Source organism: Lysobacter enzymogenes, from assembly GCF_023617245.1.
Lineage (GTDB): Bacteria > Pseudomonadota > Gammaproteobacteria > Xanthomonadales > Xanthomonadaceae > Lysobacter > Lysobacter yananisis.
Genome location: NZ_CP067396.1, coordinates 4,487,160 through 4,507,463, shown reverse-complemented (window position 1 = coordinate 4,507,463; position 20,304 = coordinate 4,487,160). Strand labels below are relative to the sequence as shown.

The window sequence follows — 20,304 nt, the reverse complement described above, 5'->3', positions numbered from 1 at the left end:
GAAGAAAGACAAGAAGAAAAAGAAGGACAAGAAAGGCAAGAACAAGGACTGACCGATCGCGGCGAGGCGGCGCCCGTTCCCTGTAGGAGCGGCGCGAGCCGCGACCGCGCCGATGGGGCTTGCGCGCAGGCCGCAGGCCCCCGTTACGTTCCGGCCGGACGCAGGCCGGGTAGACCATGAGAGGCCGGGCGTTCGCCGGCGATTCGTTTTCGCGGTCGCGGCTTGCGCCGCTCCTACCGGTGGGGCGTCCGGCCCTGCCCGGACCGGCCGATTGCGCAAACTCCCCGCGCAACTTCCCCCGCGGACGAAGGTCCGATTCCCGTAGCCCTCGCGCGGCGGGACACTGCGATGCAGCCGCCGCCACGCCGCGATAACGCGGCGCGGCGACAATGGCCGCCGGTCCGCCGTCGCGGCGCGCTCATTCCGCATCGTCTTCCGCATCGTCCAGGAGTTGGGTTCCCATGAGTTCGATCCAAGGCAAAGTCGCCGTCGTCACCGGTGCCGCGAGCGGCATCGGCAAGGAAATCGCGTTCGAGCTGTCCCGCGCCGGCGCCGCCATCGCCATCGCCGACCTCAACCAGGCCGGCGCGCAGGCGGTGGCCGACGAGATCGCCGCCGCCGGCGGCCGCGCCATCGGCGTGGCCATGGACGTCACCGACGAAGCCGCGGTCAACGCCGGCATCGAGCAGGTGGTCGCGCAGCTCGGCGGCATCGACATCCTGGTCTCCAACGCCGGCATCCAGATCGTCAATCCGATCGAGAACTACGCCTTCGCCGACTGGAAGAAGATGCTCGCCATCCATCTCGACGGCGCCTTCCTGACCACCAAGGCCGCGTTGCCGCACATGTACAAGGGCGACAAGGGCGGCGTGGTGATCTACATGGGCTCGGTGCATTCGCACGAGGCCTCGCCGCTGAAGTCGGCCTACGTCACCGCCAAGCACGGCCTGCTGGGGCTGTCGCGGGTGCTGGCCAAGGAGGGCGCCAAGCACAACGTGCGCAGCCACGTGGTCTGCCCCGGCTTCGTGCGCACCCCGCTGGTGGACAAGCAGATCCCCGAGCAGGCCAAGGAACTCGGCATCAGCGAGGACGAGGTGATCAAGAAGGTCATGCTCGGCAACACCGTCGACGGCGTGTTCACCACCGTACAGGACGTGGCGCAGACGGTGCGCTTCCTGGCCGAGTTCCCGAGCGCGGCGCTGACCGGGCAGAGCTTCGTGGTCAGCCACGGCTGGTACATGCAGTAAACCGTTGCGTGCAGGGCCTTCAGGCCCGGTGCCTCCCGATCCGATGGCTGGAATGGGAACACAGGCATCGGGCCTGAAGGCCCTCGCGCCATGGCCGCCGCGAACGGGCGGCCCCGACACGGCAACCACCCTCGGAGGCCGCGATGCCCGCTCCGCGTTCCCGCAAGACCGCCGCCGGCGCTTCGCGCGCGGCGGCCAAGCGCAATCCCCGGCCGGCCGCGTCGGCCGGGCGCGATCCCAAGCCGGCCGCGCCGGCCAAGCGCGATCCGAAGCCGGCGACGCCGGCCAAGCGCGACCCGCCGTCCAAGACTCCGCCGCGCAAGGAACCGCCGAAGCGCGAGCCGGGCGCCGCCGCGCGCGCCAGCGCACCGCCGGCCCGCGCGCGCCGCGCGGCCGGGCCGGCGCCGGCGACGCCGCGCCAGGCGCGCCGCGCCGAAGCCACCGAGCGCGCCGCGCGCGAATCGGCGCAGCGCGTGCACGACGCCGCGCCGGCCCTGCCCGAGAACATCGCCCTGGTCCTGCAAGGCGGCGGCGCGCTCGGCGCGTATCAGGCCGGCGTTTACCAAGGCCTGTTCGAAGCCGGGATCGCGCCCAACTGGATCGCCGGCATCTCCATCGGCGCGTTCAACACCGCGATCATCGCCGGCAACCCGCCGGACAGGCGCATGGCCGCGCTGCGCGAGTTCTGGGACACGATCTCGCGCCCGAACATTTTTCCCGCGACCACGTTCGGCCAGGAAGCGCGCTTCGACGGCATCGACGCCGACACCCGCGCCTGGCTCGACACCTGGGAGGCCTGGCGCGCGTTGATCGAAGGCCAGCGCGGTTTCTACCAGCCGCGCGCCTGGCTCGGCCCCGACCCGTCGCTGTGGGCCGGCGGCCAGCCCGGCCCGGCCGCGGCGAGCTTCTACGACACCTCGCCGATGATCGCCACGCTCGAGCGCCTGGTCGACTTCGACCGGCTCAACGACGGCGGCATCCGCGTCAGCGTCGGCGCGGTCAACGTGCGCACCGGCAATCTGGAGTATTTCGACAACACCCAGATGCGCCTGGACGCGCGCCACATCCTCGCTTCCGGCGCGCTGCCGCCGGCGTTCCCGGCGATCGAGATCGACGGCGAGTTCTACTGGGACGGCGGGCTGGTCTCGAACACGCCGCTGTCGCAGGTGCTGACCGCCAGCCCGCGCCGCGACACCCTGGTGTTCCAGGTCGACCTGTGGAACGCGCGCGGCGAGCCGCCGCAGAACCTGCTCGACGTGGCCGAGCGGCAGAAGGAAATCCAGTATTCCAGCCGCACCCGCCTGATCACCGACACCCAGCGCGTGTTCCAGCACTACCGCCGGCTGCTGCGCGAGCTGCTGGAAGAGATCCCCGAGGACGTGCGCGCCAGCAATCCCTGGGCCCAGCACGCGGCCGAACTGGCCTGCGACCGCCGCTACAGCGTGATCCACCTGATCTACCGCGACCGCGCCAAGATCGGCCACTTCAAGGACTACCAGTTCGGCCGGGTGGCGATGCGCGAGCACTGGCTGTCGGGGCAGGGCGACATCGCCCGCGCGCTGAGCCATCCGGACTGGCTGCAGCTGCCGCAGGGCGAATCGGCGTTCGTGGCGCACGACGCGACCGCGCCCTGAGCGCTCCGCCCGGTCGCGCCGGCGCCACTCCCCCTGTAGGAGCGGCGCAAGCCGCGACCGCGCTCGTTCACGCCGACGGCGCGAGTCCGATGCCCCGCGGTCGCGGCTCGCGCCGCTCCTACAGGAATAACTCCGCGGCTTGCGTCGGCTGATCCTTGTCACCCGACAGCCATGCGGCTGCCTGAACTGCGGTCCCAACGGCTCCGATGCGCCGCGAACGCCGAGGGTTGCCATGACTTACGCCAGTTAGCGCAAAGCCGCCGCACCGCTAGTCTGCGCGCCGTCGCGGTGCCGTTCGCCGCGATCCGCGCGCGGCCCGGCTCGCCCGCGACGGTCCACGCAGTCCCGGGGAGCGCGCCATGCGCCATCGTTGCACCATCGCCGCACTGGCGGCCGCCTGTGCCGCCGTCTCGCTCGCGCCGTGCGCGCGGGCCGTGGAGATCGACGGGCGCATCGATCCGCAGGAGTGGGCCCAGGCCCAGCGCATCGACGACTTCCGCCACACCCAGCCGCTCTCGCGCGAGCCGGGCCGGTTGCCGACCCAGGCCTGGCTGATGGCGACCGAGCGCGGCCTGGCCGTGGCCTTCCGCAACACCCAGCCGGCCGGGGTGCCGCGCATGCGCCAGCACACCCAGCGCGACGGCGACGGCACCGTCGACCGGGTCAATCTCTACGTCGACTTCGACGGCGACGGCCGCACCGGCTACAACTTCACCGTGACCCTGGCCAACAGCATCACCGACGCCACCGTCACCAACGAGAACCGCTTCAACAACGACTGGGACGGCCACTGGCTGCACGCCACCGGCGAAGACGAGCAGGGCTGGTCGGCCGAGATGCTGATCCCCTGGCACATCGCGCCGATGCGCGGCGGCGCCGGCGGCATGCGCACGCTCGGCATCCAGCTCGACCGCGTCGTCGCCTCCAGCGGCGAGCGCCTGTCGTGGCCGGCGGTGCACTACACCGAGGCGCGTTACCTGAGCGCGTTCAACCGCGTCGAGGTGCCGGCCTACCGGCAATCGCTGTTGGCGATCACGCCGTATGCGGTGGCCATCGGCGACGCGGTCGGCCACGCCAGCGACGTCGACGGCGGTTTCGACCTGTTCTGGAAACCCAGCGGCGCGTTCCAGCTCAGCGCCACCGTCAATCCGGATTTCGGCCAGGTCGAGAGCGACGAGCTGACCGTCAACTTCAGCGCCACCGAGAGTTTCTTCAGCGACAAGCGCCCGTTCTTCACCGAGAACCAGGGCTTCTTCGACGTGCCGTTCGGTTCGTACAACAACAACAGCCGGCTGATCTACACCCGCCGCGTCGGCGCCCAGGCCGACGACGGCAACGGTTCGGGCGACGTGGCCGCGGCGATCAAGCTCAACGGCAGCGCCGGCGGACTCAACTACGGCGTGTTCGCCGCCAGCGAAGGCGACGCGGCCGGCCGCGATTTCTATGCCGCCCGCGTCACCCGCGATTTCGAACGTTTCGGCCTGGGCGCGATGGCCACGCGGGTGGAGCGGCCGTTCCAGGACCGCATCGCCAACGTCTACGAATTCGACCAGCGCTGGGCGCCGAACGCGCAGTGGTCGCTGCGCGGCACCGTGGTGGCTTCCGACGTGCAGCAGCAGGGGCGCAACCGGCGCGACAGCGGCGCGCAGCTGCGCGTGGACTACGACATGGGCGGCGGCTGGCGCCAGCAGCTGTACGGCCTGCACGTCGGACGCGAGCTGATGCTCAACGACTTCGGTTACCTGGAGCGCAACAACTTCAACTACCTGCGCTACGACTTGGCCAAGCGCAAGACCGACCTGCCGGCCGATTCGGCCTACGCCAGCCAGGACTGGCACTTCGCCGGCTCGCGCCGCTACAGCGACGACGGCGTGCGCATCGCCGACGCGGTGGCCGTCAACCGCCAGAGCAACATGCGCGACGGCGGCACCGAGTTCGTCGAGGCCTCGCTGTGGAGCGGCGGCCACGACGACCTGCTCACCCGCGGCCACGGCACGGTGCGGATGCCGGCCAAGGCGTTCCTGAGCTACGAACGCCTGCGCCCGCGCCAGGGCGACAGCCCGTGGTCGCTGTACACCGAGGCGTATTACAAGGCCGAGGGGCTGGGCGATCTCGACCAGGGCCGGGCCACCGTGTACCTGGAGCCGAACTATCAGGTCAGCGACCGCATGCTGCTGTTCGCCGGCGTCGAATACAGCCACGATCCGGCCTGGCTGCTGTGGCGCGGCGACAACCGCATCGCCGATTTCCGCGCCGACATCCTCAGCCTCAACGGCGGGATGGAGTGGTTCATCGACGAGAAACAGGAACTGCGCGTGCGCTTGGAGACCATCGGCATCGACGCGCGCCAGCGCCAGGTGTATCGCGTCGACGCCGCCGGCCGGCCGTTGCGGGTCGAGGAGGCGGTGCCGGACTTCAGCCTGCGCAACCTCGCCTTCCAGGTGCGCTATCGCTACGAGTTGGCGCCGCTGTCGTATCTGTACATCGCCTACGTGCGCGGCGGCGAAATGTACGAGGAAGGCGCGCGCCGCCGCGACGTCGGCAGCGAGTTCGGCGATGCGTTCGGCCTGCGCGACAGCGAGCAGTTGCTGGTGAAGCTGTCGTACCGGTTCGAGATTTGACCGCCGTCGCGCGCAGGCGATGACGGCGTTGGCTTTGAGCCGGGCTGGCCCGCGTCGGGGTTCCGGCCCGCGCATCGCGCGCGGCTTGTGATCGAGCGCCTGGGTTCGCGAACGCAGCGGGCAAAGGGCTTAGCAGTACCGGTTCGGCGCGGGCGGCGGTGATAGACGTTCGCGCCGGCACCGCTGCCTGCGCGTGCCGGCGCGGTTTCCGCACGCGCGCGCCGCCGCGGTCCGGGCGGTGCGCGCACGCGGGCGACCGCGTCCCTCCGCCCGTATCCGACAAGGAGCAAGTCCATGGACGTTCGTGCCATCCGCATCGCCGCCTGCACCCTGGCGCTGAGCCTGATCGCGTTTTCCGCCGTCGCCGCCGGCGGCAAGGGCGTGACCTGGCGCAAGGCCGGCCACGCCAACGGCGTGGATCGCGTCGCCTGCTTTTCCCCCGAATGCGACGCCTACCAGGGCGACACCGTGTGTTCGGCGCGCCTGCCGGTGCTGTGTCTGAACCAGGACGGCGCGCCGTCGCCGGTGCCGACCGACTTCTACAACGGCTGGGCCAAGGGCAACATCGCGTTGAGCCGCGCGGTGCGCGGCGATGCGTTCAAGTCGCGCGGCGAAGCCGATGCGTTCTGCCGCGCCGAATTCGGCCCCGGCTACCGCATGGCCAGCCATCACGACGGCGACGGCGGCTGGGGCTGGCAGGCCTACGGCAACATCGACGCGACCACGCGCTTCTGGATCACCGTGATCGACCAGCCCAGCAGCTGCTGGAACTGAGCGCGAGCGCGCGGCGGCCGCACGGCCGCCGCGCGCCGCCATCGTCGGCGTCAGTCGCCGCGCGCGCCGATCCGGTCGCCCGACCACTCCAGCCCGACATACACCGCGCGCCCGTCGCCCGGCAGGACGTTGCGCCCGTCCTGCCCGCGCGCGTCGGCGATGGCGTTGGTGCTGGCGATCCACTTACGCCCGGCGAGGTTGCGCGCATCGGCGAACCAGTTCCACTGCGCGCCGATGCGCCCGCCCACGCGCAGGCCGGCGACGCTGTAGCCCGGCGCCTTGAACGTGTTGGCGTGGTCGATGTAGTAGTCCTGCGGCGTCCACTCGATGTTCGGTTCGAGATAGAAACGTTCGTCCGGCGACCAGCGCAGCTGCGCGCGCAGTTGTTGCGGCGGCGCGCCGGCGAGGTCGTTGTCGCCGTAGACGCGGTCGCGGTCGCGGTCGAAGCGGAAGTCGTTGTAGAGATAGTTGGCCGACAGCGTCCAGGCGCGGGCGAAGCGCCAGCCCAGGCCGAATTCGATGCCCTGGTGCAGGGTACGGCCGGCGTTGACGGTGCCGAGCGGATTGCCTTGGCCGTCGTTGAGCGCGAGCAGTTCGCCGCGGATCCGCGCGCGATACGCGGCGAAGTCCAGCGACAGGGTTTCGCGCTGCACGCGCAGGCCGAACTCGCCGCTGTCGGCGCGCTGTTTGTCCACCGGCGTCACCCCGGGGCCGCCGCTGAGTTCGCCGAAGCTCGGCGGTTCCAGGCTGCGGCTGAGGTTGGCGTACCACTGCACGCCGTCGCCGGCGAGGTAGCGCAGGCCGAGCTTGGGACTGACGCCGCCGTAGTCCTTGTCGAAGCTCTCGTCGCGGCCGCCGAGGATCAACCGATCGCGCGAGCGCCGCTGCGAGCGCAGCGCCTGCGCGCCGAGCGAAACCGCCCAGCGCGGCGACAGCCAGCTCTGGTTTTCCAGGTAGAGCTTGGCGTTGCGCGCGCGCTGGTCGAAGCGGTTGCTCGGCGCGCCGGCGCGGCCGGCGAGGTTGAACCAGCGCCGGTCGTCGATCTCGCCTTGGGCGAAGGCGACGCCGGCGATCAGATCGTGGCGCAGGCCGAGTCCCTGGTAGTGGCCGCGCCAGCGCAGGTCCAGGCCGTAGTCGCGGCTGTCCTGGCGCAGCACCTGGAAGATCGGATGGTGCAGCGATTTGTCGGCGTAGTACGCCGACAGCGTCAGCGTGCCCGCGGCCGAAGGCGACCACGCCAGGCGGCCGGAAAGGCGGTCGAGGCGATAATCGCGGCGCTGATCCAGCGCCAGGTTGCCCGGCGCGGCCAGGCGCGGATCGCGCCGCGATTCGGCCAGGGTGAGGTTGCCGGGCAAGGCCGAACGGGTATCGACGTGAGTGAAGTAGAGCCGCCCGTCGAGGGCGTCGCCGAAGCGATAACCGGCGTTGGCGAACAGCCGGTAGTTTTCCTGCTCGGCGTGATCGCGAAAGCCGTCCTGGCGCAAGCCGCTGAGGCTGGCGTAGCCGTCGGCTGCGCCCGCGGCGCCGGCGATGGCGAGCTGGCCGCGACGATAGCCGAACGCGCCGCTTTCGATGCGCGCGCGCAGCGGCGCGGCGTCGTAGCCGGTCGGGGAGACGAAATCGATCGCGCCGCCGAGCGTGGCCGCGCCGTATTCCAGCGCGTTGGCGCCGCGGTAGACCTCGATGTAGCGCGCGCTGAGCGGCTCCACCGCCTGGAAATCGAAACCGCCGTCGGCGAGGTTGAGCGGGCTGCCGTCCTGCAACAGTTCCAGGCCGCGGCCGTGGAACGTGCGCTGCAGGCCCGAGCCGCGGATCGACAAGCGCGCTTCCTCGGCGCCGAAGCGCGGCTGCACGAATACGCCAGGCGCATAGCCGAGCGCATCGGTCAGCGTGCTCACGCGGCCGCCGCGGTAAGACTCGCCGTCGACCCAGGCGGTCGCGCCGGCGCGCTGCGCGAGGCGCTCGCGCGCCTGCGCCGGCGCGGCGACCGTGGCCGGCCGCTGGCCGTGCACGCGCAAGCGGTCGAGCGTGGTGGCCTCGGTGGCGGCCGACTGCGCGTGTGAGGCGCCGGCGAAGGCCAGCGACAGCAAGACGGGCGAAAGCGTGACGATGCGCATGCGAGGCCCTGGCCGCGGGAAAATGTCGGCCAGCCTAGTGCCGCGTCCGCGCGCGCAGATGCGGCAAAATGCCGCGCTGGCAAGCATGGCCGGCCGCGCCGCGATACCGCGTCAAGCTCTCTTGATGAGCGCGCCGCGCAGCGCTTTTGCGCAGGGCGTCAGGCCCGATGCCCGTGAGTCGTGGGAGGGCCTTCAGGCCCGATGCTCTCGTTTCAGATCGCCGCACCCACTCAAGCCGCGCTCTCCACCGCGACCTCCGGCGGCACCGGCTTGATCCGCAACGCCCACAACACTCCGGCCACCAGCAGCCCGATTCCGGCCAGGGTCAGCGCGGGCGGCCACTGCCCGCGCAGCATGAAGGCATAGGTCAGCGCGAACAGCGTTTCGAACACGATCAGCTGCCCGGCCAGCGCGGTCGGCAAGCGCTGGCTGGCCTCGTTCCAGCACAGCGTGCCGACCCACGAAGCGAGCAGGCCGATGGCGACCATCAGCGCGACGAAGTAGCCGGCGCGCGGACCGAACGGCATCGGGAACGGCGAGTGGGTCGCGCCCATGTACAGCCACAACGCGATGTAGCCGGCCAGCGCCAGCGGCAGCGTCGCCACGCCTTGCGCGGTGGCCCAACTGCGCGGGCTGCGGTCGGGGTGCGCGCGCAGCCAGTCGGCGTTGCGCAGCGGATACCAGGTCCAGCAGATCACCGCGCCGAAGGCGAGCAGGCCGCCGACCGCGTAGCGGCCGAGGTCGGCGTGCGATTGCGACTGCAGCTCGCGCAGTTCGGCGCGGTTGACGCAAGCGATGCCGAGCGCGATCAGCAACAGCGACGGCGCCAGCCGCGCCCACGGCAGGCGGCCGTCGCGGCGAGCGTTGCGCAGGTTGGCGCTGATCGCGATGATCACCGGCAAGGTGCCGATGATCATGGTCGGCAGCGGCCCGCCGGCGCGCTGGATCGCGCTGGCCAGGCACAGGTAATAGAGCAGGTTGCCGATCAGCGACAGCTTCAGCGCTTCGATCCAGTCGGCGCGGCCGAGCTGGCGCAGCGCCTTGCGGTCGAGCCAGGCCAGCGGCAGCGCGATCAGGCCGAAGGCGAGGTAGCGGCCGACCGACTGCAGCGCGGCCGGGTACTCGGGCAGCAACAGCGGGCCGACGAAGACCAGGCCCCAGATCAGGCCGGCGAGCAGGGCGTAGAGGGTTCCGAGCAACATGGCCGCAGGATCGCGCGGCGGCCGCGGCGGCGTCTTGTACCAGATTGCGGTCGGGCGCCGGTATCGCCTGTAGGAGCGGCGCGAGCCGCGACCGCGACACCCCGCTTACGGCGCAATCGTGCAAGCCCGCGGTCGCGGTTCGCGCCGCTCCTGCACGAGGGCTGTCGGATCAGCCGCGGAGTTGCTTTTGGTAGCGCGCAGGCGTGATGCCGTAGCGTCGCTGGAACGCGCGGGTGAAGTGGGCCTGGTCGGTCAACCCGGTCTCCGCGGCGATGCGCGCCGGCGGCAGGCCCGCGGCCAGCAGGCGCTTGGCCTCGTACAGGCGCAGCGCCATCAGCATCTGCTGCGGAGTGACGTGGTACTGCGCGCGGAACTGGCGCAGGAAGTGGAATGGACTCAGGTCGGCGACCGCGGCCAGTTCTTCCAACGTCACGCGTTCGGCCAACTGCGCGCGCAGGTAGTCCAGCACCGGGACGAAGCGCTTGGGCGCCTCCGGCCGCGCCCGCCGCGGCATCCGCGCGTGGTCGCGGAATTCGTCGAGCAGGGCGTGCAGTTGGCTGTCGAAGGCCAGCGGTTCGCGCGCATGCCACAGCGCATCCAGGCGCGCGGTGACCCGGCGCGCGCGCGCGGGATCGTGGCGCACCGCGTCGTCGAACCACCAGCCTTCGTCGCCGGTGATCTGCGCGGCGGCCTCGGGCTCTACATAGATCATCCGGTAGCGCCAGCCCTCGGCGGTGACCGCGTGGCCGGTGTGCAGCACGTCCGGATTCATCAGCACCAGCGAATCGGGCGGGGCGAGGTGATCGCTGCCGCGGTAGCGGAAGCGCTCCACGCCCGATTCGATCGCGCCCAGGCCGTAGGCTTCGTGGGTGTGCGGATCGAAGGAGTGGCGGACGATGTGCGCGCGGTAAAGCTCGACCCCGGGGCGATGCGCGACCTGCCGGAACTGGGCGGCGTCGGAGGTGGCGTCGAAGCGGTCGGGCACGCCTTGCATGCGGCGAGTATGGCATGCGGGTTCGGGGGGCGCGGCGATCTGAGACGAAAGCATCGGGCCTGAAGGCCCTCCCACAACAGCCGGCTCCGGCCGAAGGCGCTGGCTTCTGTGGCAGGGCCTTCAGATCCGATATGACCTGCTTTTGTGGGAGGGCCTTCAGGCCCGACGCTTTTGTCCCAGATCGCGATCAACCCGCAGGCGAGCGCCACGCCTCCAACGCCACCCAGGTCCGCGGCGTCATGATCTCGAACCAGCCCGCCCGCGCGGTCCGCCGCCCCAGCACCACCAGGGCGTGGTCGCGGCTGAGCAGCCAGCGCGCGCCGGCCGCATGGGCCAGTTCCAGGAATTTCTGATCGTCCGGATCGGCGCAGCGCGGCAGCTTGGTTTCGCCTGCGCCATCGTGCGCGAACGGCCGCAGCACTTCGTCGTACTCGCGCAGGCAGCGCGCGCGCGCCGCCGGGTCCAGCGCGAGCTGGGGATAGTCGAGGATGCGCTGCCATTCCTCGCGGCAGGGCGCGTCGGTGACCGCGGCCACCGCGCCGCTGCGCAGCGCCTGCAGCAGCGGCGCCACCGCCGGATCGGCGAACGCGAACAGGTCCAGGCAGACGTTGCTGTCGAGCACGATCCGCGGCACGGCGTTCATGCGTGCGGCCACGGCGTCAAAGATCGTCCTCGCCAGGGAACGACACGCTCAGCTCGCCGACCCGCAACAGCCGGCCTTGTTCGGGATAGCGTTTGTCGTCGCTGGAGAACTCGCCATCGCCGGCCGGCACCTGCGCCTGCGTCGGCGCGTCCTCGGCCAGGCCCAGGCGCGCGTTGCGCCGCACCGGATCGCCGTCCTTGGGCGCGAGCGCGCCGCCGTTCCAGTCGGAAACGACGCCGCCGTAATCCCAGTCCAGGCCGAAGAAGCGCAGCGGCTTGCCGTTGAGGCGCGTCAGTTCGCTCAGCGTCTGGCCCATCTTCAAGCCGTTGTCCAGGCGCCAGCGGCTGCGCGGTTCGTCGACGACGACGATCGACAGGCCGCGCAGTTTCTCGCTGTCCTGGAAATAGACGCGCGCGCGCCGGGTCGGGTCGCCGTCGAACAGGCGCACGCCGCGGAATTCCTCGCCCTCGGCGCCGGGCAGGCGCTCGTCGATGAGGACGTTGTCGGCGCCGAACAACTGGCGCAGTTGTTCGACGCCCAGATCGGGCGCGAGCGCACCGGGCAGCACGTAGTCGCTCACCGGTGCGAGTGCGGGCTGCTGGGGTGCGTCGCCCGCTGCGATCGTCGCTGCGGATGCGGATGCGGATGCGGGTGCGGGTGCGGCGGCCGGCGCGGGCGTCTTCGGCGCCGGCGCGGCGGCTTCGCGCTGGCACCCGGCCAAGGCCAGCGCGCACGCGAGCGCGGCGGCGGCGCGCGTCGCGCTCACGGCTTGAGCTCGCGGATGTCGGCGCTGGCGATGCGCCAGGCGCGTTGTTCGGCGCTGGCGCCGTCGACCACGGCGCGGCGCAGGGTGTAGCCGCCGACGTAGCGGCGCTGGCTGCCGTCGCGCTGGGTGGCGATGATCGAGACCGGCACTTCGATGTGGCGCTGGCCGGCGCCCGCGTCGATGCGGCCCAGCGGCGCCAGTTCCACGCTCACGCCGGCGGTATTGGCGAAGCCGTTGGCGAACTGCTGCGCGTCCTGGCCGCTGGCGCGGCCGCCGTCGGACCACAGCGCGTAGGCGCGGCCGTAGTTGCGGCTGTTGATCGCGGCGTAGTAATCGCGGACCACGGCGACGGCGTCTTCGGGCGTGGGTTCGGCGGCGGTCGCGGCGCCGTCGGCGGCCGGCTGACTGGCCGAAGCGGCGTCTGCGTTGGCGGGATCGGCGCCGGCCGGCACCGGCAGGGCCGGATCGTTGGCGGCGACGGCGTCGGGATCGGCCGGGAGCGCGGCCGGATCGGCCGGCGGCAGCGGATTGCCGTTCTCGTCCAGTGGCGGCGCCGCGGCCGGGGCGCCGGCCGGGCCGGGCTGGCCGGCGTCGGGCATGCCGGTGATGCCGCCGCGGCCGCCGCCTTCGGGTACCGGCAGCGAGGCCGGATCGCCCGCGACCGTGCCGTCGCCGCCGGCTGCGGCGTCCTTGCCGCCGCAGGCGGCGAGCGCGGCCGCCAACGCGGCGGCGGTCAGCAGGGCGAGGACAGGCGAAAGGCGCATGGCGGAATCCTGAAAATCCGGGGCGCGCCGCGGTCGCGACGCGAGTCCGGCAGTGTAAGCCGCGCTGGCGGGCCGCGGCGTTCGCGCGTTGGCGGTCTGCGGCCGCGGCGGTTCGGTGCGCAGCGCGGGTTCAGCGGCGGGTGGCGGGCGGTGGTCGCAGAATGCGGCGCGCAGTCCGGGCGTATGGGCTGCGGATCGTTGCGCGGTGGCGTGCAGGTTCGCGATCGCGGCTCGCGCCGCTCCTGCAGGAGGCTGTCGTGGTTTGCGTTGCGCGTGCAGCAGCGAACGTGGAGTTCGCGCTCGCGGCGGAGCTTGCGTTTACCGCAACGTCTTACTGCAACTTCGCCGCGACCAGCACCCCGGTCAGCTCCCAGCGTTGTTCGACCTGGTTGCGGCGCAAGCGGTACCAGCCCGTGTAGCGGCGGTTCTCGCCGTTCTCCAAGGTCGCGCGCAGATCGACCGGAATGCGCAGCAGTTCCGGCACGGGTTCCTGGTCCAGCGGCTCCGGCGTCTGGTTCTGGATGCGCAGTCCGCGCAGGTTTTTGAGCGCGCGTAGGTTGGATTCCTCGTTGCCGCGCGGCATGCGCTGGTAGCCCCAGAACTTGTCGGCGGCGTCCTGATCGCCGGCGCCGACGCGCTGCAGGTAGAGGTGCAGGGTGCCGACGGCGTCGGTGTAGGCGTCGTTGCGCCGCTGTTCCAGCGCTTGCGCGCGCAATTGCGCGGCGCTGGGCGCGGCCGCGGTCTCGGGTGTCTGCGCCTGGGCCGGCAGCGCGGTGCCGTCGCCGCCGTCGTCGTCGGCGTTGCGCTGGCAGGAGCAGCCGACGAAGGTCAGCGCGAGCAGGGCGGGGATCAGCAATCGCATGGCATCGGTCCGCAGGCGCGCCGGGCGGCGCGTGGGCGATGCTAGCGGTTGCCTCGGCCGCTGGCGACTGCGCGCGCGACGGAGCGTGGCGGGCGTCGCGAAGGCGCTGGCGGGCTGCGCGGCGGTGTGCGGCCTGGGATCGGAAAGGCGGGCAGAGGCCGTTTCCGTTGGATCGGAAAGCGGAGGGACCGAAGTCCTTCCGCATCGGATCGGAAGGCGTCGGGACTGAAGTCCCTCCCACAGGCGCTGGCCGCCCCTGCAAGCGAGCTATTCCGACAAGCTGGCTACTCTTACGAGCGTTGACCCAGCCGCTCTTGCAAGGGCTGAGGGCACGCGACGCCCGCGGCGATCAGGCCTGGGCGTCGCGCAGCTGTTGTTCCAGCCGCGCCTTGAGCGCGTCGTCGATCTTGAGCTGGCGCGCCAGTTCGTCGAGGTAGGCGCGTTCCATGTAGTTCTGTTCGTCCGCCGCCAGCAGGCTGGCCAGGTACATTTCCGCGCCGATCTCCGGGGTCTCGGCGGCGCGCGCCACTTCGGCCGGGTCCAGCGGCTTTTCCAGTTCCGCGTGCAGCCACGTGCGCAGTTGCGCGTCGCCGTCGATGCGCACGAACTCGCCTTCGATCGCCTCGCGTTCGCGCGCGTCGATGTGGCCGTCGGCCTTGGACGCGGCGACCAGTGCCTGCAGGATCGCGCGGCTGTGCTGTTCGGCCTGCGGCGGCGGCAGGCGGTCGACGGTGCGCGGTTCGGCCGCGCCGGGCCCTTCCTGCTGGCGCTTGTAGTCGCCGTAGGCTTTGTACGCCAGCACGCCGACCGCGGCCACGCCACCGGCCAGGGCGAACTTGCCGGCGTGCTTGCGCAGCTTCTTGTTGCCCAGCAACAGGCCGAGCGCGCCGCCGGCCAGGGCGCCCTTGCCGAAGTCGGCGTTGAGCAGGCCGCGCGAGGGTTCGTCGCGGCGCTCATGGCCGCGTTGCGGCTCGGTCCGCGCCAGCGGCTTGCCGCCGCCGAGCAGATCGCCCAGGCCGCCACCGCCGCCGAGGCTGTTCTGCGCGGTCTTGAGCAACTGGTCGAGAAAGCCTTGGGTCTTCATGCGCGGCGCTCCGGTTCGAGGTCGTGAAATACCGACCTGTGGTTGCGCCGCCGCCGGTTCAAGCCGCGCGGATCGGGCTGCGCGGTTGCGTAAAGGCTCGGTTCAAGCAGGTCCGATCCGCACGACCGGTCGTAACGGCGCCGACGCGCACGCGGCTCAGCGCTGCTGCACGGCCAGGCGCAGGCCCAGGGCGATGAACACGCTGCCGGTCAGGCGTTCCTTCCAGCGTCCGCCGCCGCCGCCGAAGCGGCGGCCGAAGCGGCCGACGGCGAAGCTCAGGATCAGGCTGTTGCTCAGCCCGATCAGCGACAGCAACGCGCCCAGGACCAGGAACTGCAGCCACACCATGCCGCGCTCGGGATGCACGAACTGCGGCAGGAAGGCGAGGAAGAACAGCGCCACCTTGGGGTTGAGCACGCCGGTCATGACCGAGCGCCAATAGACCTGGCGCGCGGAGATCCGCGCCGGCGGCGGCGCGTCCGCGGCCGGCGCCGCCGTGGCCGGACCGCCGCGCCAGGCCTTGATGCCGAGCCAGATCAGGTAGGCCGCGCCGGCGTACTTGAGCACTTCGAACGCCAGCGCCGAGGTCGCCAGCAGCGCCGACAGGCCCAGGCCGGCGGCGAGGGCGTGGATCAAGGTCGCCGTTTCCAGCCCGAACGCGGCCTGGATGCCGCGCGCGGTGCCGCCGGCGGCGCTCTGGGCGACGATCCATGCGGTGCCCGGGCCGGGAATGAAGACCAGCACGGCGGCGGCGATCAGGTAGGCGGCGAGGGTGGAGGCGTCGAACATGGCGGCGGCGCGCGAAGGCAGGAGTGGAGGGGAAGTCTGCGCCGGTCCGTGGCCGCCGCCAAGCAGGCCCTCGCGCGGCCGCGTGCGCTCAGCCCGCGGGCGGCGGCGCGGCCGCCGGGTCGTCGGCGCGCAGCTTCTCGATCGCCGCGACGAAGGCCTCGGTGCCCGGCCACTGGCCGATCCGGCCGAGCTTCCTGGCGCCGCGGAACACCAGGAACGCGGGGATGCCGTGCAGGCCGAAGTGCGTGCCCATGGCCGCGTCCTCGTAGACGTTGTCGTGCAGCCAGTCCACGTCGGGCCAGCGGAAGCGCTCCTGCGCCAGCAGCATCTGGCCCTTGGCGATATCGCAGTTCGGACAGTCCTTGCCCCACAGGAACAAGATGCGCAGGCGGCCGTCGTCGGGCAGGAACTCGTCCAGGCGCGCGTGCCGGACCAGTTGCATCGGGAACTGCCAGAAGAAGCGCGGGTGGGCGGTGTCGGTCACCCGGCCATGCTAGCGCCGCGCGCGGACCGGTGGGCGGCGGCCGTCCGCCGCCCGTCGGCATGGTCTGTTCCGCCGGTGGCGCCGGCGGCCGCGCGGCGAGCCGCGCGATCGCGCCGGATCTCGTCGCCGGCTCAGCGCGTCAGCCGGTACAGCGCGCCGGGATCGGCGTCCAGCGACACATCGATGCGATTGGTGGCGGTACCGACCGTGGTCCAGGCGCCGGTCCACAGGTCCAGCTTCTCGACCTTGCCGTACCAGCGTTGCAAACCGATGGTGGCGCCGCCGCCGGTCTTGGCCGCGCGCCGGGCGAACACCACCAGCGCTTGCGCGTCGCCGCCGCGGCCGTATTCGCCGGCCAGAACCTGATGGTTGGAGATCCAGCCCACCAGTTCGCCGGACGGCGGGCCCAGCGCGTTGTCGACGAAACCGCGATAGGCGTAGGCGCCGAGGTGGCGCTGCAGCAGCGCGGCGTAGCTGTTGCCGTTGAGCGCGTGTTCGGCCAGCGCGGTGGGGCGGTTGTCGTAGCCGAGGATCGCGGTCTGCCAGCCGGTCTGGGCGTCGCTCTGGAAGGGATGGGTGTGGCTGGCGAAATTCGCCACCGCGTCTCCGCCGAAGGCGTAGAACCAGGTCGCGTACCAGCGCAGCTCGCCGAAGCCGGTCAGCTCGAACGGCTGCGGGTGCAGCGCGGGCGTGGCGGTGTGCACGTTCTGCAGATAGGCCACCGAGGTGCGGCCGCGGCTGCGCGCCAGGTTGGCGATGATCGACATGTTCTCCGACATCAGCAACTGGGTGGCGCGCGGACACTGGCTCAGCGCCGGCACGAACGGGTACAGGTTCATCGCCAGGTAATCCGCGCGCGACTGGTCGAGAATGTTGCGCGCGTAGTTGGAGTAGCGCGTCACCATGGCGTCGACCGTGGCCTGGTTGGCGATGGCGCCCGCGGCGCAATCCACGCCGAATTCTTCCGGCTTGCGCGAACCGAAGTGGATGATGTCGGTGCCGCCGTAGGATGCATCGTTGGCGTGCAGTGGCAGCACGTTGACGAAGATCTTCAGGCCCTGCAGGCGCGGATCGGCCTTGACGCAGTCGGTCTGGCGGCCGAGCGCGGCCGGATCGTCCTCGGCCGGTTCGTCCTGGTAGTGCAGGCCGGCGAAGGCCGCGCCGAATTCCACGCGCAGCGGCGCCAGCGCCGGATCGATGCGCGCGGCGGTGTAGGCGGCGCAGTCCGGCGCGCCGCCGGGCGCGCGCTTGGATTTCCAGCTCCAGCCCTCGTAGGTATAGAAGTCGAAGCCGCGGTCCTTGACCGCGCGGGCGATGACCCGCAATTGCGCGAGCGTGTCGCGTTGCGGATGCGTGCCCGGCAGCAGGAAGTGCTTGACGCCGACGGCCGCCAGTTCGTCCACGGCCTTGGTCGCGGCGGCGGGATCGGTGAGGTAGCAGCCCTCGTTGCCGGCGGTGTAGCACGAGTCGGCGCTCATGAACACGAAGCTGCCGTCGACGCGTTCGCCGGCGGCGGCCGGCATGGACGCGGCCGCGCCGGCGAGCAACAAGGAGGCGGTGAGGGATCTGATCATGTCCGGGACCTGTGCGGGAAGATGGCGGGCCGGCGATGGCCCGCGGGCGCCATTGGAGCGCGGCGCAGTCTCAGCCGCTGCGCGTCACTGCGCGACCAACTGCACGCCGTTCTTGCGGAACGCGCCGAGCACCGCATCGTAGATGTCGGAGGCGACGTTGTTCTGGCCGTTCTCCGGATCGGAAATCCAGAAGTGCCCGTCGAGCTGGATGCCCTTGTCGTTGACGCCGGTGATGTACATGTGCGGCGCCGGCTCCTGCAGCACCCGCGGCTGCGCGTTCATCGCCTCGACGAACAGCGTGCGCGCCAGTTCCAGGTCGGTGTCGCCCTTGACCAGCACGCCGCAGACCAGGCGCAGGTTCCGGTCCGACCAGGATTGGTTGACGATCACGTTGTTGGTCAACAGGTCGTTGGGCACGATCGCCTCGACCCCGTCGCGGGTGCGGATCATGGTGTAGCGCACGGTCATGCGGGTGACCCGGCCGGACACCGAGTTGCTGACGATGTTGTCGCCGACCCGCACGGATTGTTCGAACAGCACGATCAGGCCGCTGATGTAGCTGGCCGCGAGCTTCTGCAGGCCCAGGCCCAGGCCGATGCCGAGCGCGCCGCCGAACGCGGCCAGGGCGGTGATGTTGATGTCGCTGGCGGCGAAGATCGCCAGGGTCGCGGCGATCCAGATCGCCACGCTGAAGATGCGCGACAGCGCCAGGATGTAGTTCGGCTGCAGGGTGCGGCTGCGGCGCAGCAGTTTGGTGACGGTCTTGTCGCCCCACAGCGCGACGATCGCGATCACCACGCCGCCGATCAGGCCGGCGACCAGGCCCTGGCTGGACACGTTGATGCCGCCGAACTTGAAGCTGGCGCCGTAGAGCTTGGCCAGCGGCTGGCTGCGGTCGACGAACACCCCGACCACCAGCGCCAGCCACGCCACCACGGTCACCGCGCGCAGCATGATCTTCAGCGGCAGGGTCGGGCGGAACAGCAGTTCGACGGCCATGCCGAAGAACCGGATCACCAGGAACAGCAGCAGCAAGGTCGCGGCCAGGCCGATCAGCGGATTGCCGAACGAACCGCCGAACAGGCTCAACACCCCCAGCGTCAGCAGGGTCAGCACCGGCGTGCACAGGTACTCGACCACGGTCAGCAGCACCGGGCGCTGGTGGCCGATGCGCTGCTTGAGCGCGCGTGTGACCAGCACGCCGACCGCGGCGGCGAGGGTCAGGGCGAGCAGGGTGATCAGCAGGTCGGTCGGGTTCGACACCACGTCCATGGCGTCGGAGACGACTTCGGCGAGTTCCGGGTCGCGGTCCAGCGGCGGCGGCTTGGGCGCGGCGCTCATCGGTCGGAGGCGTAGTCCGGTTCCAGTCCGGTCAGGGCGCGGTCGCGGCGGCATTGCGCCAGCGGCTTGCCCTTGGCCGAAAGGATGCGGACGATGCTGTGGTCGAAACCGGTCACGACCTTCAGGCAGGCGCAGCCGTAACCGTAGCCGCGCGGATCGCCTTCGTGCTTGACCCAGTCTTTCTCCGACGGCGGCTCCGGCCACGGGCCTTCGGCCTGGTGGCCGCCCTGCAGGCCCACGGTCCATTGCGCGTCGGGATCGATCAGCCAGGCGTTGCCCGGGGTCGGATTGATGAACCAGCCGCAGCGCGTTTCCGGCTTGGCGGCCGCCGCGGCGTGGCCGGCGAGCAACGCCGCGGCCAGGGCCACGGCGAAGCGCGGGAACAACAGGGAACGTCCGTGACGGGCCATGCGCGGTTCTCCTTGAAGTGCCGTCATGTTAGCCGCTGCCGCGACGGGGGCGATGGCCGGCGTCAGTCCGCCGCGCCCGCCGGCACGGCCAGGCGCCATTGCAGCAGGCGCGCCGATGGGTGGGCGTGAAGCCAATCGTCCACCGCCGCGCGCGCGGCGGCTTCGTCGCGCGCGGCCACGCCGACCCAGCGCGCGCCGGCGGCGTCGCCGGACGCCTGCAGCGGCGGGTGGTCGTGAGCGGCGTCGGCATCGGCGTCGCCGAGCGAACAGGCGCGGCACAGGTGGCGCACGCTGTCGGTCCAATCCTGGGCCTGCCCGTGGTCGCGATGCGCGCGCTGCGCCAGCGCGGCCAGGGTGTCGGGCTCGGCCGTTTCGATCCAGGCCTCGAAGGTGGCGTAGGGCGAGGCCTGCCACAGTTCGAGTTGATCGAACACCGGATACTCGCGCTCGCCGATGCGGCGGCTGCCGTTGGGCGCGCCGTCGTTGAGCACGATGTCGGCGTAGCGATGGCCGCTGTCGGGCAGCGGCACGTTGCGGATGCGCGCGCGGGCCGGGTCGAGCCGGTCGCACCACACCACTTCGCCGCGGCCGTCCGGGTCCAGCCGCACCGGCGCCAGGCCGCAATCGACCTCCAGCGGTTCCTCGCCGGGTTCGATCGGCAGGCCGTAGCGCTGCCAGGCCTCGCGCGCGCTGCGCCAGTCGCGCAACGCGGTCGCGGCGATGCCGAGGTTCCAGCACGCGCCCTGGTGGCCGGCGTCGCGCGCCAGCGCTTCGCGGTTGGCGATCAGCGACTGCGTCCAGTCGCCGAAATACTTGTGCAGCAAACCGATGTTGAACCACGGCGCAGCCCAGGCCGGATCGGCCTGGGCCGCCTGAGCGTAGAAGCTCAGCGCGCGTTCGTCCTCGCCGCGCGCGCCGAGGCGGTGGCCGTACTCGTTGAGCAGTTCGGCGCGTTCGCGCGCGCTGCGGGGCTTGGGCATGGCGAAGAGGATGCGGCG

The 20,304-nt window shown here is 71.4% G+C and carries 18 protein-coding genes and 1 pseudogene; 4 read left to right on the top strand and 15 right to left on the bottom strand.

Going from position 1 to position 20,304, the window contains the following annotated elements; translation table 11 throughout:
- Positions 1–461 precede the first annotated feature (461 nt).
- The 4 genes from JHW41_RS18590 to JHW41_RS18575 all read left to right on the top strand — a co-directional run bounded on the left by JHW41_RS18590 (position 462) and on the right by JHW41_RS18575 (position 6,276).
- On the top strand, positions 462–1,247 hold the full coding sequence (locus JHW41_RS18590) for a 3-hydroxybutyrate dehydrogenase (protein WP_057946640.1): 786 nt from the start codon (positions 462–464) through the stop codon (positions 1,245–1,247).
- A 143-nt stretch (positions 1,248–1,390) separates the two neighbouring features.
- Positions 1,391–2,881, top strand: coding sequence for a DUF3734 domain-containing protein (locus JHW41_RS18585; RefSeq protein ID WP_250444333.1), 1,491 nt, complete (start codon positions 1,391–1,393; stop codon positions 2,879–2,881).
- A gap of 359 nt (positions 2,882–3,240) precedes the next feature.
- Entirely contained in the window at positions 3,241–5,502 is a 2,262-nt protein-coding gene (locus JHW41_RS18580; RefSeq protein ID WP_250444332.1) for a DUF5916 domain-containing protein, read from the top strand.
- Positions 5,503–5,796: 294 nt separating this feature from the next.
- On the top strand, positions 5,797–6,276 hold the full coding sequence (locus JHW41_RS18575) for a hypothetical protein (RefSeq protein ID WP_250444330.1): 480 nt from the start codon (positions 5,797–5,799) through the stop codon (positions 6,274–6,276).
- 50 nt (positions 6,277–6,326) lie between these two features.
- On the opposite strand, the gene JHW41_RS18570 is transcribed toward JHW41_RS18575, so the two are convergent.
- The 15 genes and pseudogenes from JHW41_RS18570 to JHW41_RS18505 all read right to left on the bottom strand — a co-directional run bounded on the left by JHW41_RS18570 (position 6,327) and on the right by JHW41_RS18505 (position 20,286).
- Entirely contained in the window at positions 6,327–8,393 is a 2,067-nt protein-coding gene (locus JHW41_RS18570; protein ID WP_250444328.1) for a TonB-dependent receptor family protein, read from the bottom strand.
- A 230-nt stretch (positions 8,394–8,623) separates the two neighbouring features.
- A complete protein-coding gene (locus JHW41_RS18565; RefSeq protein ID WP_250444326.1) occupies positions 8,624–9,595 on the bottom strand; it encodes a DMT family transporter in 972 nt (323 codons plus the stop codon).
- A gap of 169 nt (positions 9,596–9,764) precedes the next feature.
- On the bottom strand, positions 9,765–10,589 hold the full coding sequence (locus JHW41_RS18560) for an AraC family transcriptional regulator (protein WP_078998754.1): 825 nt from the start codon (positions 10,587–10,589) through the stop codon (positions 9,765–9,767).
- Between the two features lie 158 nt (positions 10,590–10,747).
- Positions 10,748–10,798, bottom strand: a pseudogene (locus JHW41_RS27380) (hypothetical protein); the annotation flags it as partial.
- Positions 10,777–11,232 carry a PIN domain-containing protein gene (locus JHW41_RS18555; protein WP_250444325.1) on the bottom strand — a complete coding sequence of 152 codons (456 nt, stop codon included), beginning with the start codon at positions 11,230–11,232 and terminating at the stop codon, positions 10,777–10,779. The gene JHW41_RS18555 and the pseudogene JHW41_RS27380, both read right to left, overlap by 22 nt.
- A 16-nt stretch (positions 11,233–11,248) precedes the next feature.
- Entirely contained in the window at positions 11,249–11,812 is a 564-nt protein-coding gene (locus JHW41_RS18550) for a hypothetical protein (protein WP_250444323.1), read from the bottom strand.
- A gap of 182 nt (positions 11,813–11,994) precedes the next feature.
- A complete protein-coding gene (locus JHW41_RS18545) occupies positions 11,995–12,762 on the bottom strand; it encodes a hypothetical protein (protein ID WP_250444321.1) in 768 nt (255 codons plus the stop codon).
- A 331-nt stretch (positions 12,763–13,093) separates the two neighbouring features.
- Positions 13,094–13,624 carry a hypothetical protein gene (locus tag JHW41_RS18540; protein WP_250444319.1) on the bottom strand — a complete coding sequence of 177 codons (531 nt, stop codon included), beginning with the start codon at positions 13,622–13,624 and terminating at the stop codon, positions 13,094–13,096.
- Between the two features lie 349 nt (positions 13,625–13,973).
- A complete protein-coding gene (locus JHW41_RS18535) occupies positions 13,974–14,708 on the bottom strand; it encodes a tellurite resistance TerB family protein (RefSeq protein ID WP_250444317.1) in 735 nt (244 codons plus the stop codon).
- A gap of 156 nt (positions 14,709–14,864) precedes the next feature.
- Positions 14,865–15,497: a LysE family translocator gene (locus tag JHW41_RS18530; protein WP_057946651.1), complete on the bottom strand. Its 633-nt coding sequence runs from the start codon at positions 15,495–15,497 to the stop codon at positions 14,865–14,867.
- A gap of 88 nt (positions 15,498–15,585) precedes the next feature.
- Complete coding sequence (locus JHW41_RS18525) at positions 15,586–15,981, bottom strand: thioredoxin family protein (RefSeq protein ID WP_078998768.1); 396 nt, start codon at positions 15,979–15,981, stop codon at positions 15,586–15,588.
- Positions 15,982–16,112: 131 nt separating this feature from the next.
- Positions 16,113–17,555 carry a hypothetical protein gene (locus JHW41_RS18520; protein WP_250444315.1) on the bottom strand — a complete coding sequence of 481 codons (1,443 nt, stop codon included), beginning with the start codon at positions 17,553–17,555 and terminating at the stop codon, positions 16,113–16,115.
- A gap of 84 nt (positions 17,556–17,639) precedes the next feature.
- Positions 17,640–18,896 (bottom strand): mechanosensitive ion channel family protein, encoded by a 1,257-nt coding sequence (locus tag JHW41_RS18515; protein WP_250444314.1) that lies wholly within the window; start codon positions 18,894–18,896, stop codon positions 17,640–17,642.
- Entirely contained in the window at positions 18,893–19,306 is a 414-nt protein-coding gene (locus JHW41_RS18510) for a DUF4087 domain-containing protein (RefSeq protein WP_250444312.1), read from the bottom strand. The genes JHW41_RS18515 and JHW41_RS18510 overlap by 4 nt, the downstream gene beginning before the upstream one ends.
- A 62-nt stretch (positions 19,307–19,368) precedes the next feature.
- Positions 19,369–20,286: a hypothetical protein gene (locus JHW41_RS18505; RefSeq protein ID WP_250444310.1), complete on the bottom strand. Its 918-nt coding sequence runs from the start codon at positions 20,284–20,286 to the stop codon at positions 19,369–19,371.
- Positions 20,287–20,304 lie beyond the last annotated feature (18 nt).